13 protein-coding genes are annotated in these 15,624 nt (G+C 71.6%); 6 read left to right on the top strand and 7 right to left on the bottom strand.

Features of this window, described 5'->3' with window-relative positions; all coding sequences use genetic code 11:
* Nucleotides 1-99: 99 nt before the first annotated feature.
* From ACZ6S8_RS22260 to ACZ6S8_RS22250, 3 genes are all read right to left on the bottom strand, one after another.
* The gene (locus ACZ6S8_RS22260; RefSeq protein WP_469458276.1) at nucleotides 100-693 is read right to left on the bottom strand and encodes a TetR/AcrR family transcriptional regulator; all 594 of its coding nucleotides are present in this window, start codon (nucleotides 691-693) and stop codon (nucleotides 100-102) included.
* Between the two features lie 21 nt (nucleotides 694-714).
* Nucleotides 715-1,770 (bottom strand): aldo/keto reductase, encoded by a 1,056-nt coding sequence (locus ACZ6S8_RS22255; RefSeq protein ID WP_469458274.1) that lies wholly within the window; start codon nucleotides 1,768-1,770, stop codon nucleotides 715-717.
* Between the two features lie 63 nt (nucleotides 1,771-1,833).
* Nucleotides 1,834-2,190 (bottom strand): DoxX family protein, encoded by a 357-nt coding sequence (locus tag ACZ6S8_RS22250; protein WP_469458272.1) that lies wholly within the window; start codon nucleotides 2,188-2,190, stop codon nucleotides 1,834-1,836.
* A 79-nt stretch (nucleotides 2,191-2,269) separates the two neighbouring features.
* Between ACZ6S8_RS22250 and ACZ6S8_RS22245 the strand changes: the two genes are divergently transcribed.
* Nucleotides 2,270-2,725 carry a MarR family winged helix-turn-helix transcriptional regulator gene (locus tag ACZ6S8_RS22245; RefSeq protein ID WP_469458270.1) on the top strand — a complete coding sequence of 152 codons (456 nt, stop codon included), beginning with the start codon at nucleotides 2,270-2,272 and terminating at the stop codon, nucleotides 2,723-2,725.
* Between the two features lie 96 nt (nucleotides 2,726-2,821).
* Here the strand turns inward: ACZ6S8_RS22245 and ACZ6S8_RS22240 are convergent, their stop codons facing one another.
* On the bottom strand, nucleotides 2,822-4,258 hold the full coding sequence (locus tag ACZ6S8_RS22240; protein ID WP_469458268.1) for an MFS transporter: 1,437 nt from the start codon (nucleotides 4,256-4,258) through the stop codon (nucleotides 2,822-2,824).
* 34 nt (nucleotides 4,259-4,292) lie between these two features.
* On the opposite strand from ACZ6S8_RS22240, the gene dusB reads away from it, so the two are divergent.
* From dusB to ACZ6S8_RS22225, 3 genes are all read left to right on the top strand, one after another.
* Nucleotides 4,293-5,453, top strand: coding sequence for a tRNA dihydrouridine synthase DusB (gene dusB / locus ACZ6S8_RS22235; protein ID WP_469458388.1), 1,161 nt, complete (start codon nucleotides 4,293-4,295; stop codon nucleotides 5,451-5,453).
* Between the two features lie 375 nt (nucleotides 5,454-5,828).
* Complete coding sequence (gene ppdK, locus ACZ6S8_RS22230) at nucleotides 5,829-8,537, top strand: pyruvate, phosphate dikinase (protein WP_469458266.1); 2,709 nt, start codon at nucleotides 5,829-5,831, stop codon at nucleotides 8,535-8,537.
* 386 nt (nucleotides 8,538-8,923) lie between these two features.
* Entirely contained in the window at nucleotides 8,924-9,934 is a 1,011-nt protein-coding gene (locus ACZ6S8_RS22225; protein WP_469458265.1) for an ArsR/SmtB family transcription factor, read from the top strand.
* Between the two features lie 91 nt (nucleotides 9,935-10,025).
* Here ACZ6S8_RS22225 and ACZ6S8_RS22220 read toward each other — a convergent pair whose 3' ends face one another.
* On the bottom strand, nucleotides 10,026-11,186 hold the full coding sequence (locus ACZ6S8_RS22220) for an alkaline phosphatase PhoX (protein ID WP_469458263.1): 1,161 nt from the start codon (nucleotides 11,184-11,186) through the stop codon (nucleotides 10,026-10,028).
* A gap of 440 nt (nucleotides 11,187-11,626) precedes the next feature.
* Here ACZ6S8_RS22220 and ACZ6S8_RS22215 point away from each other — a divergent pair, with 440 nt between their 5' ends.
* Both ACZ6S8_RS22215 and ACZ6S8_RS22210 read left to right on the top strand, forming a co-directional pair.
* Entirely contained in the window at nucleotides 11,627-12,106 is a 480-nt protein-coding gene (locus tag ACZ6S8_RS22215; protein WP_469458261.1) for a group III truncated hemoglobin, read from the top strand.
* Between the two features lie 240 nt (nucleotides 12,107-12,346).
* Nucleotides 12,347-12,754 (top strand): VOC family protein, encoded by a 408-nt coding sequence (locus tag ACZ6S8_RS22210; RefSeq protein ID WP_469458260.1) that lies wholly within the window; start codon nucleotides 12,347-12,349, stop codon nucleotides 12,752-12,754.
* Between the two features lie 9 nt (nucleotides 12,755-12,763).
* Here ACZ6S8_RS22210 and nirD read toward each other — a convergent pair whose 3' ends face one another.
* A complete protein-coding gene (gene nirD, locus ACZ6S8_RS22205; protein ID WP_383915308.1) occupies nucleotides 12,764-13,096 on the bottom strand; it encodes a nitrite reductase small subunit NirD in 333 nt (110 codons plus the stop codon).
* Nucleotides 13,093-15,624 (bottom strand): nitrite reductase large subunit NirB, encoded by a 2,532-nt coding sequence (nirB, locus tag ACZ6S8_RS22200; RefSeq protein ID WP_469458257.1) that lies wholly within the window; start codon nucleotides 15,622-15,624, stop codon nucleotides 13,093-13,095. Before nirB ends, nirD begins: the two co-directional genes overlap by 4 nt.

Below are 15,624 nucleotides of genomic sequence, written 5' to 3'. Positions count from 1 at the left end.
GGGCGCGGGCGGCCAGGGTGGCCGGGCAGAGCTGTCCGAACAGCCCCGTGACGGCCGAGTCCTTGATCGGCTGGGCCCGGGCCGAGCGCGGGCGCCCGGTCAGGCGCGCAGGCCCCGGATGACCAGGGAGGTGACCGCTTCAAACTCCGGGATGATCGTCGGCGAGAGCCAGTCGGCCGCGTACTGCGGGTCGTGGAAGCGGCCGGTGGCGTCGAAGACCGCGCGGGCGGCGCCCGGGACGTCGTCGGCGGCGAGCGAACCGGCCGCGACCCCCTCGGCGATGATCCGGGCCAGCTGGGCGACCAGCTCCGTCAGGTGCTCGTCCACCACGCCGCTGTTCTCGGCGAGCAGCACGGTGTAGGTGGCGAACAGCTCGGGGTCGTCGCCCGCCTTGTGGCGCTTGGCCGCGAAGAGGGCTTCGAGCCACGACTCCAGCTTGGAGGGGGCGCTCTCGCCGGGGGTCGCGGCGATCTCCTCCAGCAGCACCGCGCTCTTGGTGAGCCAGCGCTCGGTGACGGCCTCGCGCAGCGCCGCCTTCGACGGGAAGTGCCGGTACACGCTGCCGTGGCTGACGCCCAGGGCGCGGGCCACGTCGACCACGGTCGCCTTGGTGGGTCCGAAGCGCCGCAGCACCTCCTCGGTGGTCGCGAGGATGCGCTCGGGGGTCAGGGGCTCGGCAGCAGCGGGGGGCATGGGGACGACCGTACCGTCAGCTCAGTGCTCGCTGTCGAGGTGGGCCATCTGCGCCGCCGGGTACCGCTCGCCGGACGCCGAGCCCGGGGGAACGGCCTCCTCGATCGCGACCAGGTCGGCGGCGCTGAGGGTGACGTCCATGGCACCCAGTGCCTCGGTGAGCCGGTCGCGGCGCCGGGCACCCACCAGCGGGACGATGTCACTGCCGCGCGAGAGGACCCAGGCGATGGCCGTCTGGGCGACGCTGACCCCCTTCTCGTCCGCCACCTTGCGCAGGGCGTCGACCAGATCGAGATTCCGGTCGAGGTTGTCGCCCTGGAACCGGGGGCTCATGCCGCGGAAGTCCCCGGGCGTCAGCTCCCGGTCCCGGGAGAAGTGGCCGCTGATCAGCCCGCGGGACAGCACCCCGTACGCCGTGACGCCGATGCCGAGCTCGCGCGCGGTCGGCAGGATCTCCTCCTCGATGCCGCGGGAGATCAGCGAGTACTCGATCTGGAGGTCCGCGATCGGAGCCACCGCGGCGGCCCGGCGCAGGGTGTCCGCGCCGACCTCGGAGAGGCCGATGTGCCGCACGTGTCCGGCCTGGACCGCCTCGGCGATGGCCCCGACGGTCTCCTCGATCGGGACGTCCGGGTCCACGCGGGCGATCCGGTAGATGTCGATGTGGTCCCGCCCCAGCCGCTGGAGCGAGTAGGCCAGGAAGTTGCGGACGGCGTCGGGCCGGCCGTCGTACCCGGCGAAGCCGCCCTCGACCGTGCGCAGCGCGCCGAACTTGACGCTGGTCAGCGCCTTTTCGCGGGCCGCCGCGGGCGCGGTGCGCAGGGCTTCGCCGATCAGCAGTTCGTTGTGCCCCATGCCGTAGAAGTCGCCCGTGTCGAGGAGGGTGACGCCGGCGTCGAGGGCCGCGTGGATCGTCGCGAGGGACTCGGCGCGGTCGGCGTCGCCGTACAGGGCGGACATGCCCATGCAGCCGAGACCGAGCGGGAAGACGGCCGGCCCGGTGGTGCCGAGCCGGCGGTGGGCGGTGGACGGGTGAGCGGTGGATGCGGGAGCGGAGGCGTTCTCGTTCGTGGTCATGAGACGAGAATGGCATGACGAGTGACAGATTTCAATATCTGTCACTCGTCAGGGCTAGGCCGTCTAGGCCAGGACGCGCAGGACCAGCGCGGCCGCCGCGACGAGGGTCAGGATCGCCGCGGGTGCGAGCTCGTAGTCCTTGACGCGCAGGTGGGCTATGACCGCGCCGACGAAGTAGAGGGTCACGCCGATGGCGGCGGCCATGCCGAGCGGCGCGAACCAGAGCCCCGCGACCAGTCCGACCGCACCCGCCGCCTTCAGGGCGGCGAGGCGCGGCAGCCACGCCTCCGGAACCCCGACTTTGCGCATGCTGGTCATGACCTGCTCGTTGCGGCTGAGCGTGAAGGTCGCGGAGGCCGCCAGGACCAGGGCGAGCAGGATGCCGACGACGGCGTAGGCGATGAACATGAAGAACCCCAATGGTCGATGCTGTCAGATCATTGAATAGCATCAACGATCGCCAGAACACAACCATTCCATGATTGCTACGATATGGACCATGACGGCAGTTCAGGACGGATCGCACCCCCCGCAGCGGCTGGGCCTGCTGCTGGCCTGGCACGGATCGGTGACTCAGACCCGCATGAAGCAGGCGTTCGGCACGGCCGGACTCAGCCCGCGGCACGCCATGACGCTGATGAACCTCGAAGGCGGCCCCATCAGCCAGCGCGCGCTGGCGGAGCGGCTGGAGGTGGACCCGAGCGTGCTCGTCGGCATCCTGAACGATCTGGAGGGCGACGGCCTGGCCGAACGCCGCCGCGACACGGCCGACCGCCGGCGCCACAACGTGGCCCTCACCTCCGCGGGGTCCGCCGTCCTGGACACGACGAACGCGGCCCTCGACGAGGTCGAGCAGGGGCTCTTCGGGGACCTCTCCGCGGCGGACCGGACGACGCTGCGCGCCCTGCTGGGCCGGATCGACACGCGCGCGGAGGACTTCACCTGCCAGGAGTGAGCCCGGGGGAGCGGCGTGCCCTGCGGCGGCAACAGCCCGCCGACGACCGCCCGCCGCCCCGGCCGCCCGCCGGCCCCGCGCCACCGCGCGGGACGGTCAGGCGTCCGCCGGCGCCGGCGCGGCCGCGGGGTCGAGCGTCCGCGCGGTGCGCGCCGCCGTCGCGCGGGCCCAGGGGCCGCTCGTGGCCGCCCCCACCACCAGCACGATCAGGCCGCAGCCCGTGATGATCCACCAGGCCGGCCCGGTCGCCTCGGCGAAGTCCGCACCGTGTCCCATCCCCGACGCCAGCACCGAGCCGACCACCGCGACGCCCAGGGTGCCGCCGGTCTGCCGGCTGGTGGACGCGATGGCCGCCGCGACCCCCGCCTGGGAGCGCGGCATCCCGGACACCGCCGTGTTGGTGACCGGGGCGTTGACCATGCCGAAGCCCAGCCCGAAGAGCATGTACCCGGCGAAGAGCAGCGGGGTGGACGTCTCCGCCTCGAAGACCGCGAAGAGCAGGCCGCTCGCCGACATCGTCACGCCCGCGACCAGCAGCGGCAGCCGCGGACCGCGGGTCGCGACCAGCCGCCCCGAGAGCGGGGCGAACAGGAAGGTCAGCGCGGCCATGGGGAGCATGTACAGCCCGGCCTCCAGCGCGCCGAGCCCCCGTACGTCCTGCAGGTAGAGCGTGTTCAGGAACAGGAAGCCGGACAGACCGGCGAACGCGCTGACCGCGATCACGGTCGCGCCGCTGAACGGGGCGCTCCGGAAGAACCGCAGGTCGACCAGCGGCTCCTCCCGCCGGGGCTCGTACACCAGCAGCCCCACGAGCGAGGCGACGGCGACCACGGCGCAGCCCACGATCAGCGGCGAGGTCCAGCCGACGGCGGGCGCCTCGATGATCCCGTACGTGACGCTGCCCAGCAGCGCCATGACCAGCACCTGGCCCACCGGGTCCGGCCGCCGCGGCCGGGCGGCACGGGACTCGGGGATGTGGCGCAGGGTCAGTACGAGGGCGGCCAGGCCGATCGGCAGGTTGAGCCAGAAGATGGAGCGCCAGCCCACGGTGTCCACCATCAGGCCGCCGATCAGCGGCCCGGCGGCCATGGAGAGGCCCGCGACCGCGCCCCACACGCCGATGGCCCGGGCCCGGGCGGCGGGCTCGGTGAAGGTGTTGGTGATGATCGACATCGCCACCGGGTTGAGCATCGCACCACCGACCGCCTGGACCATCCGGAAGACGATGAGCCAGTCGAGGCTGGGGGCGAGCGAGCACAGCAGGGAGCCCAGGGTGAAGAACACCAGCCCGGTGACGAACACCTTGCGGCGCCCGATCCGGTCGGCCGTGGACCCCGCGAGCATCAGCAGCGAGGCCAGGACCAGGGTGTAGGAGTCGATGCTCCACTGCAGCCCCGCGACCGAGGCGTCCAGCTCGCGGCGCATGGAGGGCAGCGCGACGTTCAGGACGGTGTTGTCGAGGCTGACGATCAGCAGGCTCATGCAGCAGATCGCGAGGACGAGCGTGCGCTGCCGGGGACTCGACTCGATCATGCGGCCGATGGTACGTCCGCCCCACCGCCCCGGCATGCGGGACAATGGGCGGATGACCACGCTTCCCCCGCCCCTCGCGATCGGCCCGCACACCGTGCAGCCCCCGGTGGTGCTCGCACCCATGGCCGGTATCACCAATGCCCCGTTCCGTACCCTCTGCCGGGAGTTCTCGGGCGGCAAGGGGCTGTTCGTGAGCGAGATGATCACGACCCGCGCCCTGGTCGAGCGCAACGAGAAGACCATGCAGCTGATCCACTTCGACGAGACCGAGAAGCCCCGCTCGATCCAGCTCTACGGGGTGGACCCGGCGACGGTCGGCAAGGCGGTCCGGATGATCGTCGAGGAGGACCGCGCCGACCACATCGACCTCAACTTCGGCTGCCCGGTCCCGAAGGTCACCCGCAAGGGCGGCGGCTCGGCCCTCCCGTACAAGCGCCACCTGCTGCGCGCGATCCTGCGCGAGGCCGTCGCGGGCGCCGGCGACCTGCCGGTGACCATGAAGATGCGCAAGGGCATCAACGACGAGCACCTCACCTACCTCGACGCCGGCCGCATCGCCGTCGAGGAGGGGGTCACCGCCATAGCCCTGCACGGGCGCACCACCGCCCAGCACTACGGCGGCACCGCCGACTGGGACGCCATCGCGCGGCTCAAGGAGCACGTCCCGGAGATCCCGGTGCTCGGCAACGGCGACATCTGGTGCGCCGAGGACGCGTTGCGCATGGTGCGCGAGACCGGCTGCGACGGCGTCGTCGTCGGGCGCGGCTGCCTGGGCCGTCCGTGGCTGTTCAACGACCTGGTGGCGGCCTTCGAGGGGCGCCCCGAGGACTTCCACAAGCCGGTGCTGCGGGAGGTCGCGGCGACCATGCACCGCCATGCCGAACTGCTGGGGGAGTGGATCGGCGACGAGGCGCGCGGGGTGATCGACTTCCGTAAGCACGTGGCCTGGTACTTGAAGGGCTTCGCGGTCGGCTCCGAGATGCGGCAGAAGCTGGCCGTGACCTCTTCCCTGGCCGAGCTGGACGCTCATCTGAGCGAGCTGGATCTGGACCAGCCGTGGCCCGAGAGCGCGGACGGCCCGCGCGGCCGGACGTCCGGAAACAACCGGGTTGTCCTGCCGGAAGGCTGGTTGAACGATCCGTACGACTGCGCGGGCGTGAGCGAGGAAGCCGAACTGGACACGTCCGGAGGCTGACGCGGCCTGGCAAAACGTGCCGTCGCTGGCGTGACATACGCCACGCATGGGTGGGGTTGCGCTCACATGAGCAGGGAAGTCGCGGATAAGACTTCCAAAGGGTGGCACTGGGTGCCACCCTTTGTGCGTTCAATACTTGAACGCAAATGGATCGATGATCGCTCATCCGAGCAGAACCAAGCCTCTCTGAGCTCTTCACTCTTCGGAAAGTGAACGATCTTCGGAGGTTCTTGCTACCGATGAGTTACTTTCGATCTCCTGGCGCACGGGTGGTTACGGCCGCATGACCGCCAAGTGGACGTACCCATAAGCCTTCGATCTGGGTATGTTCCTGGCCGTCAGGGCAGCCACCGAGTCCTCGAGGAGTCGAGACCCGTGTCGGAAAACAAAGATCAGAAGCTCGTCTACGACTTCACCGAGGGCAACCGCGACCTCAAGGACCTTCTCGGCGGCAAGGGGGCCAACCTCGCCGAGATGACCAACCTCGGCCTCCCGGTCCCTCCCGGCTTCACCATCACCACCGAGGCGTGCAAGGTCTACCTCGACAGCGGTACGGCTCCGGCCGCGCTGCGCGACGAGGTCAGCGCCCACCTGGAAGCCCTCGAGGCGAAGATGGGCAAGAAGCTCGGCCAGTCGGACGACCCGCTGCTGGTCTCCGTGCGCTCCGGCGCCAAGTTCTCGATGCCCGGCATGATGGACACCGTCCTCAACATCGGCCTCTCCGACGAGTCCGTCACCGGTCTCGCCGCGCAGTCCGGTGACGAGCGCTTCGCGTGGGACTCCTACCGCCGCCTCATCCAGATGTTCGGCAAGACCGTCCTGGACGTCGACGGCGAGCTCTTCGAGGAGGCCCTCGAAGAGGCCAAGGCCGCCAAGAAGGTCACCGTCGACACCGACCTCGACGCCGCCGACCTGAAGAAGCTGGTCAAGCACTTCAAGAAGATCGTGGCGAAGGAGGCCGGCCGCGAGTTCCCGCAGGACGCCCGCGACCAGATGGACCTCGCCGTCGAAGCGGTCTTCAACTCGTGGAACACCGACCGCGCCAAGCTCTACCGCCGCCAGGAGCGCATCCCCGGCGACCTGGGCACCGCCGTCAACATCTGTTCCATGGTCTTCGGCAACCTCGGCCCGGACTCCGGCACGGGCGTCGCGTTCACCCGCGACCCCGCCAGCGGCCACCAGGGCGTCTACGGCGACTACCTCCAGAACGCCCAGGGCGAGGACGTGGTGGCGGGCATCCGCAACACCGTCCCCCTCGCGGACCTGGAGGGCATCGACAAGGCCTCCTACGACCAGCTCATGACGATCATGGAGACGCTGGAGACCCACTACAAGGATCTCTGCGACATCGAGTTCACCATCGAGCGCGGCCAGCTGTGGATGCTCCAGACCCGCGTCGGCAAGCGCACCGCGGGCGCCGCCTTCCGCATCGCCACGCAGCTCGTCGACCAGGGCCTGATCGACGAGGCCGAGGCCCTCCAGCGCGTCAACGGCGCCCAGCTCGCCCAGCTGATGTTCCCGCGCTTCGACGCCGACGCCACGACCCAGCTCCTGGGCCGCGGCATCGCCGCCTCCCCGGGCGCGGCGGTCGGCAAGGCGGTCTTCGACTCCTACACGGCCGTCAAGTGGTCCCGCTCCGGCGAGAAGGTCATCCTGATCCGCCGCGAGACCAACCCCGACGACCTCGACGGCATGATCGCCTCCGAGGGCATCCTGACCTCGCGCGGCGGCAAGACCTCGCACGCCGCCGTCGTCGCCCGCGGCATGGGCAAGACCTGCGTCTGCGGCGCCGAGGAACTCGACGTCGACACCAAGCGCCGCCGCATGACGGTCGGCGGAACGGTCATCGAAGAGGGCGACGTCGTCTCCATCGACGGCTCCACCGGCAAGGTGTACCTCGGAGAGGTACCCGTCGTACCCTCCCCGGTCGTCGAGTACTTCGAGGGCCGCATGCACGCCGGCGCCGACGACGCCGACGAACTGGTCGCCGCCGTGCACCGGATCATGGCCTACGCGGACCGCGTCCGCCGGCTGCGCGTGCGCGCCAACGCCGACAACGCCGAGGACGCGCTGCGCGCCCGCCGCTTCGGCGCCCAGGGCATCGGCCTGTGCCGCACCGAGCACATGTTCCTCGGCGAGCGCCGCGAGATGGTCGAGCGCCTGATCCTCGCGGACACCGACGAGGAGCGCGAGGGCGCGCTGGCCGCCCTGCTGCCGCTGCAGAAGAAGGACTTCGTCGAGCTGTTCGAGGCGATGGACGGCCTGCCGGTCACCGTCCGCCTCCTCGACCCGCCGCTGCACGAGTTCCTGCCCGACATCACCGAGCTGTCGGTGCGCGTCGCCCTCGCCGAGTCCCGCAAGGACGCCAACGAGAACGACCTGCGCCTGCTCCAGGCCGTGCACAAGCTGCACGAGCAGAACCCGATGCTGGGCCTGCGCGGCGTCCGCCTCGGCCTGGTCATCCCCGGTCTGTTCGCCATGCAGGTGCGGGCGATCGCCGAGGCCGCCGCCGAGCGCAAGAACGCCAAGGGCGACCCGCGCGCCGAGATCATGGTCCCGCTCGTGGGCACCGTCCAGGAGCTGGAGATCGTCCGCGACGAGGCCGACCAGGTCATCGCCGAGGTCGAGGCCGCCACCGGCACCAGCCTCAAGCTCACCATCGGCACGATGATCGAGCTGCCCCGCGCCGCCCTGACGGCCGGGCAGATCGCCGAGGCCGCGCAGTTCTTCTCCTTCGGCACGAACGACCTGACGCAGACGGTGTGGGGCTTCTCCCGCGACGACGTCGAGGCCTCGTTCTTCACCGCGTACCTGGAGAAGGGGATCTTCGGGGTCTCGCCCTTCGAGACCATCGACCGGGACGGCGTCGGCGCGCTGGTCCGCAGCGCGGTCCAGGCCGGCCGGGCCACCCGCCCGGACCTCAAGCTCGGCATCTGCGGCGAGCACGGCGGTGACCCCGAGTCCGTCCACTTCTTCCACGAGGTGGGCCTCGACTACGTCTCCTGCTCGCCCTTCCGGATTCCGGTGGCGCGCCTGGAGGCCGGTCGTGCGGCCGCCGAATCGAAGGGCAGCGACAGCCGCTGACCCCCCGCCCCGTGAAGGGGCCCCACGGACCGCGCCCGCCCCCGGGATCCCTGACACCCGGAGGCGGGCGCGTCTATTTTTTTGTGTTCAACAAATCTTTACGCCAGCAGGCGGTGGACGGATCCCCACCCGTCCACCGCCGCTGTCATTCTGCCGGGCACGTCGGCGCTTCCCGGTGCGACCGACCGCCAGGCCCCGCAAAGCCCCCCACGGCCTTCACGGAGCGTTTCGGTCGCATCGGAGTGTGCCCGGCGGAGTACAGGATTTCGGTTGTCACGCCTCCGCCGAAAGGGGTTTCAACTGTGGCCGAAAGGGCGTGGTGACCACGTGTGACGGCATGCATACTCATGGGGCGGGGGGATTGCGGTTGCACAGGTGGGGGTTCGGTGCTGCGTATCCATTTCACTGGAGTGGACCTGGCACGCGTACGGATGGCAGGTCGTCCCGATGCGTTGTGGGAAACGATTCTGAGCTTTCACCGCTTAAGGGACCGGCGCGATGCCCGGCTCTTCGGTGAATGGCGTACGGAAACCCGGAGCAGGTTGAATAGTGAAACACGCATGCTCGGTATGCTTATACCGAGCAGAGGTTATTTTCCCGATTTCCTGACCCCTGTGGAGGGGCAGTACGGGTGGGACGTGGGCCTCGACGCGCTGCGCGGCATACGCCCCGAGCGGATGCGGCGCGAGCTGCTGCTCCTGGGCGCGGGAACGGCCCCCGGTTCGCCGGTGGCGCCGCGGCTGCGCGAGTTCATGGACGGCGGCGCCAAGCACCTGCCCAGGCTGCTGGGCGAGCTGCGCGGCTACCACCGCGCGGCCGTGGAGCCGTACTGGACGCACATCCAGGCCCAGATCGAGGCCGAACGGGCCGCGCGCGGCCGGGCCCTGCTCGACGGGGGTGCGGACGAGCTGCTGGCCTCGCTGCCGCCGATGCTGCGCTGGCGTGCGCCGGTCCTGGAGTGCGACTACCCGGTGGACCGCGACGTGCGGCTGCGGGGGCGCGGGCTGCTGCTCCAGCCGTCGTTCTTCTGCCGGCGCACCGCGGTGACCCTGCACGACCCGGAGCAGCCGCCGGTCCTGGTCTATCCGGCCGCGGCGCAGCTGGCCTCGGCGCCGGCGGGGGGAGAGTCCGCCCGGCCGGTGGAGGAGCGGCGCCAGCGCACCCTGGGAAAGCTGGTCGGGCACACCCGCTCGGTGGTGCTGCGCGCCATAGGGGACGGGGCCACGACCAGCGAGCTGGCCCGCCGGGCCGGGGTCTCCCTGGCCTCCGCGAGCCAGCACGCCTGTGTGATGCGCGAGGCGGGCCTGGTCACCACCCTGCGGCACGGGAACGCGGTGCTGCACACCGTGACCCCGCTGGGCGCGGCCCTGCTGAAGGGCGGCGCGGTGGCCTCGTGAGCGCACCCGGCGCCCGGCATCCGACGCCCGGCATCCGACACCCGGCTCCGGCTCGTGTCCGGGTGCCGGGGCCGGGTGCGGGAGCCGGGGATCAGGTGCGGAAGGGGCCGGTGACCTCGTACGTGATGCCGCCCGACGAGCTGCCGCTCGTCCCGCGCTGGCTGCTGAAGTAGAGCCGGGCGCCGTCGGGGGAGAAGGCCGGGCCGGTGATCTCCGAGGAGGACTGTCCCGTGATCCGCAGGAACGGGGCGACCACGTCGTCGGGCGTGATCACGCAGATCTCCATGTTGCCGCCGTCCTCGGCCACGTACAGGTCCCCGTACGAGGACCCCGTGACGTTGTCCACGCCCGTCAGCGGGGCCGCGCCGCCGGGGACCAGGGAGTCGTCGTAGGCCAGCTCATAGGTGCCGGCGGCGAGGTTCAGCTGCCAGACCCGGTTGTCGCCCTTGGTGGTGAACCACACGGTGTCGTTGGCGTAGTGGCAGCCCTCGCCTCCGCTGAACTTCTTCGCGCCCGAGACCTGGCTGCGGGTGGCGGTCGGGGAGCCGTCGCGGTCCGGGACGTTGGCCCAGGTGAACGAGCCCGAGGTGGCCGTGGACGCCTTCAGGACCTGGAGCGTGCCGGCGGAGAGGTTGCCCCAGGTGGTCGGGACGAAGCGGTAGAAGCAGCCGTCCGTCTCGTCCTCCGTCAGGTAGATCACCTTGCGGACCGGGTCGGCCGAGGCCGCCTCGTGCTTGAACTGGCCCATCGCCGGGCGCTGGACGGCCGCGTTCACCCCGTACGGGTCGGTCTCGTACACGTAGCCGCGGGTGACCTCCTCACAGGACAGCCAGGTGTTCCAGGGCGTCTTGCCGCCCGCGCAGTTCTGCCGGGTGTTCGACAGGATCCGGTAGGCGCCGGTGATCGCGCCCGCCGCGCCGAACTTCACCGCGCTGGCGCCGCCGCTCGGGTTGACCTCCGAGTTCGACACGTAGATCCAGCCCGTGCCGTCCGCGAAGCAGGCGCCGCCGTCGGGCGCACTGTGCCACTTGTACGAGGTGGAGCCGACGTTCTGGCCGGACCGGGCGATCACCCGGCTGCTGAAGCCCGCGGGCAGCTGGAGGCCGTTCGCGTCGGCCGCGCCGAGCGCCCCGTACGGGCCGGCCCCCGGCTGGGCGGGCGCGGCGTACGCCGCGCCGTGCATCAGGGTGCCGCCGAAGGCGGCGGCAGACGAGCCTATGACTGCGCCGCGCAGAAAGGTACGACGTTCCACGGTCACTCCTGTGGGAGGAAGGCCCCGCGTCCGGTCGGACGCGGGGTCGCACGCGTCGAGGAACCTAGGAGAGCTGAGTTGACGTGACGTCAATTCCTCATGACGCGCGGGCGACCGGCTCGGGGTCAATGGCCGTGCAGCATTCACCTGAAGTGATTCGGGGGTGCGGAGGGCCTTTTCCGGAAGGTTTTCCGCTTCTCCCCGGCGGCGGTCGTTTACCGGACGGCGGATGATTCGGTGTGCGTACGCCCAGTCGCCCCGCACCCGCCCGCCTCCGCGGCCGGGCCGGCCGAGGGGCCGGTTCCGGCCGAATCCGGCGCCCCGGGTTTCGTCCGGGCCGCCCTGCGCACCGGCCGGCGGGGGCCTCCTGCGGGACCGGGGGACCTCCCGCGGGACCTTCTCCCCTGGGCGGGGGCCGGACGGACCGGGAGGCTGGAGGAATGGACCACCACGCCGCCGCCGACATCGCGGGCCGCGCCGACCTCGACGTCGTGCTGCGCCGCTTCTACACGGCCGCCTTCGCCGACCGCCGCATCGGCGCCTTCTTCACCGAGATCGCGGGCACGGACCTGGAGGTCCACCTGCCCCACATCACGGACTTCTGGGAGCGGTCCCTCTTCCGGAGCGCCGACTACCGGCGCAACGCCTTCGCCCCGCACGCCGCGCTGCACACGGCGCGGGAGATGACCGCCGCGGACTTCGGGCGCTGGGTGCAGCTGTGGAACGCGACGATCGACGGCCTGTACGGCGGACCCAACGCGGAGCGGGCCAAGGCGCAGGGCGAGCGCATCGCGCTGACCCTGCACAAGCGGCTGACCGGCGCCGGTTCGGGCGCCGCGGCCCTGACGCGCGCCGGGGACGGCCGGGGTTTCGTCCCGCTGGCCGCACTGGAGCTGCGCGCGGCCGGCCGGCCCGCCTGAGCGGACCGTCCCGCCGGCCTGAGGCACCGCCTGAGCCTCCGTCCCGCCCGAGCCCCGTCCCGCCCCTGCGCCGTACGGCCGGTGGCGCCGCGGGTGGCGCCGCCCTGACCTGCGGTTTCGATCCCCGCCGGGAAATTCCGGGGGTTCTTCCCGGCGAGCGATGAGTTTTCCGGCACCCCGCGGTCTACCTCTCGAAAGCGCCGCACCGTGCGCGCGCCACCCGAGGGAAGAGGGACCGAGATGTCCGCCACCATGATCTTCGTCAACCTGCCGGTCAAGGACCTGGAGGCCAGCAAGGCCTTCTGGGGCGAGCTCGGCTACGGCTTCAACGCCCAGTTCAGCGACGAGAACTGCGCCTCCATGGTGATCAGCGACACGATCGTGGCCATGCTCCTGACCGAGGCCCGCTACAAGGACTTCACCCACAAGGAGATCGCGGACGCCACCAAGACCTCCGAGGTCCTGCTCTGTCTCAGCTCCGAGAGCCGCGCCGCGGTCGACACGCTCGTCGACGCGGCCGTCGCCGCCGGGGGCACCGAGTCCCGCCCGGCCCAGGACCTCGGGTTCATGTACGGCCGCGCCTTCGACGACCTCGACGGCCACACCTGGGAGATCATGTGGATGGACCCGGCGGCGGTCCAGGGCTGAGCACCGACCTCACGAGGTGGCGGCGGTCCGCACCCGGTAGGTCCGGACCGCGACCTCCTCGTCGTCCAGGCAGCGCCCCGACTCCAGGTCGAAGCGCTGCTTGAGCAGCGGCGAGGCCACGAACGGCCGCCCGGCCGCGCAGCCCAGCAGCCCCCGCGAGAGCACGTGCGCCCCGGTGAAGGGGTCCTGGTTGCCGATGGCGTACGGGCGCCCCGCACGGTCGACGAACACCGCGGCCTGGCTCCCGTCGGGCAGCAGGGCGGCGACTCCGCGGCCGGGGACGAGCGCCGACAGCTCGCACACCGTCAGCCACCCCTCCTCCACCTCCAGTTCGACGGTCATCGGGTGCCTCCCAGCGGCAGAAGGGTGAGGACGGCCAGGTCGGGCTTGACCTGGTCCCGTTCGGGCACGAACTTCACGGTCGGGTCGGGGGCCCCGGGCGCGTTGACGAAGGACACGAACCGGCGCATCCGCTCCGGGTCGGACAGGGTCTCGGCCCACTCGTCGCGGTAGTGCGCGACGTGGTCGGCCATCAGGGACTCCAGTTCCGCGCACAGCCCGAGCGAGTCGTGCACGACCACGTCGCGCAGGTGCTCCAGGCCGCCCTCCATCCGCTCCAGCCAGGTGGAGGTCCGCTCCAGCCGGTCGGCCGTGCGGATGTAGAACATCAGGAACCGGTCGACGAGGCGGATCAGCTCGGCGTCCGACAGGTCCTGGGCCAGCAGGTCGGCGTGGCGCGGGGTGGCCCCGCCGTTGCCGCCGACGTAGAGGTTCCAGCCGCTCGCCGTCGCGATCACCCCGAAGTCCTTGCTCTGCGCCTCCGCGCACTCGCGGGCGCAGCCGGAGACCGCCGACTTCAGCTTGTGCGGCGCCCGCAGGCCCCGGTAGCGCAGCTCCAGGCCGATGGCCATGCGCACGCTGTCCTGGACCCCGTAGCGGCACCAGGTCTGCCCCACGCAGGACTTCACCGTCCGCAGGGCCTTCCCGTACGCGTGCCCGGACTCGAAGCCCGCGTCGACCAGGCGGGCCCAGATCCGCGGGAGCTGGTCGACGCTCGCGCCGAACAGGTCGATCCGCTGCCCTCCGGTGATCTTCGTGTAGAGGCCGAAGTCGCGCGCCACCTCGCCGATCACGATCAGCTTGTCCGGGGTGATCTCGCCGCCGGGGATGCGCGGGACGACCGAATAGGAGCCGTTGCGCTGGATGTTGGCGAGGAAGTGGTCGTTCGTGTCCTGGAGCGCCGCCTGCTCGCCGTCGAGGACGTAGCCGCTCGCCCCGAGCGTCGGGGCGAGCGAGGCGATGATGGAGCCGACGGTGGGCTTGCACACCTCGCAGCCGTCGCCGCCGCGGGCCTCCGGGCGGCCGTGGCCGTCCAGCAGCTGCCCGTACGAGGTCAGGCGCCGGGTGCGGACGATCTCGTACAGCTCGGTGCGGGTGTACGGGAAGCAGCCGCACAGGCCCGGGTCGGCGGCGGGCGGCAGCAGCTGCCCGATCACCTTGAGGCAGCTGCCGCAGCCGGTGCCCGCCTTGGTGCACTTCTTGACCTCGGGCAGGCTGGAGCAGGCGGCGATGGCCTGCTTGGTGACGTTGTGGCAGGAGCAGATCACCGCGTGGTCGGGGAGCGCGGACGGGCCGAGGGCGACCGGCGCGCCGAGGCCGGCCGGCAGGACCAGCTGCTCGGGAGAGACGGGCGGCACGCTGCCGGTGAGGGGGCGCAGCAGTCCGTACGAGTCGGCGTCGCCGACCAGGACACCACCGAGCAGCACCCCGTCGGGGGAGACGACCAGCTTCTTGTAGACCCCGGAGCGGGAGTCGGACCAGACCACGTCGAGGCTGTCCGGGGTGGCGCCGTGGGCGTCGCCGAAGGAGGCCACGTCGACGCCGAGGAGCTTCAGCTTGGTGGAGAGGTCGGCGCCGGTGAAGCGCCGCTCGCGGCCCAGCAGGTCGTCGGCGGCGGTCTCGGCCATCTCGTAGCCGGGGGCGACCAGGCCGTACACGCGGCCGTCGACGGCGAGGGCGCACTCGCCGATGGCGTAGACGCGCGGGTCGGAGGTGCGGCAGCGGGCGTCGACGGCGACGCCGCCGCGCTCGCCCACGTCCAGCCCGGCGGCGCGGGCCAGCTGGTCGCGGGGGCGGACGCCCGCGGAGAAGACGACGAGCTCGGTGTCCACGCGGGAGCCGTCGGAGAGCAGCATCCCGCTGACGCTGCCGTCCGCGCCGGTCAGCACCTCCTGGGTGCCGACCCCGGTGTGGACGGTGAGGCCCATGGACTCGATGGTGCGCAGCAGGGCCGCGCCGCCGCCGCCGTCGACCTGTACGGGCATCAGGCGCGGGGCGAACTCGACGATCCGGGCGGTGAGCCCGAGGCCCTGCAGGGCGCCGGCCGCCTCCAGTCCGAGGAGGCCGCCGCCGACGACCGCGCCGTGGGTGCGGGTCTTGGCGTACTCCTCGATGGCGAGGAGGTCCTCGACGGTGCGGTAGACGAAGCAGCCGGGCGCGTCCTTGCCGGGCACCGGCGGCACGAAGGGGTAGCTCCCGGTCGCCAGGACCAGGACGTCGTACGGGAAGACGCGGCCGGAGCGGGAGGTGACGGTGCGGGCGTCCCGGTCGACGGACTCGGCGGGGTCGTCGAGGTGCAGGGTGATGCCGTGCTCCTCCATGAAGCCGGAGGGCGTCACGGACAGGTCCTCGGGGGTGCTGCCGGAGAAGTAGGAGGTGAGGTGCACCCGGTCGTAGGCCGGCCGGGGTTCCTCGCAGAGCACGGTGATCCGGTGGGTCGCGGTGGCGCCCCGCTCGGCGAGGGCTTCGAGGTAGCGCTGGCCGACCATGCCGTGCCCGATGAGCACGAGGGTGGGCAGGGGCTCGGTCAT

The organism is Streptomyces sp. NPDC048461 (genome assembly GCF_055587105.1).
Note: the sequence above shows the minus strand (reverse complement) of the source record. Positions and strands in the feature narration are given on the sequence as shown.

What these genes read in the sequence shown, in the direction of transcription:
- ACZ6S8_RS22260 (WP_469458276.1), bottom strand. Translation starts at nt 693, where the DNA reads ATGCCCCCCGCTGCTGCCGAGCCCCTGACCCCCGAGCGCATCCTCGCG.
- ACZ6S8_RS22255 (WP_469458274.1), bottom strand. Translation starts at nt 1,770, where the DNA reads ATGACCACGAACGAGAACGCCTCCGCTCCCGCATCCACCGCTCACCCG.
- ACZ6S8_RS22245 (WP_469458270.1), top strand. Translation starts at nt 2,270, where the DNA reads ATGACGGCAGTTCAGGACGGATCGCACCCCCCGCAGCGGCTGGGCCTG.
- ACZ6S8_RS22240 (WP_469458268.1), bottom strand. Translation starts at nt 4,258, where the DNA reads ATGATCGAGTCGAGTCCCCGGCAGCGCACGCTCGTCCTCGCGATCTGC.
- dusB (WP_469458388.1), top strand. Translation starts at nt 4,293, where the DNA reads ATGCGGGACAATGGGCGGATGACCACGCTTCCCCCGCCCCTCGCGATC.
- ACZ6S8_RS22215 (WP_469458261.1), top strand. Translation starts at nt 11,627, where the DNA reads ATGGACCACCACGCCGCCGCCGACATCGCGGGCCGCGCCGACCTCGAC.
- ACZ6S8_RS22210 (WP_469458260.1), top strand. Translation starts at nt 12,347, where the DNA reads ATGTCCGCCACCATGATCTTCGTCAACCTGCCGGTCAAGGACCTGGAG.
- nirD (WP_383915308.1), bottom strand. Translation starts at nt 13,096, where the DNA reads ATGACCGTCGAACTGGAGGTGGAGGAGGGGTGGCTGACGGTGTGCGAG.
- nirB (WP_469458257.1), bottom strand. Translation starts at nt 15,624, where the DNA reads ATGACCGAGCCCCTGCCCACCCTCGTGCTCATCGGGCACGGCATGGTC.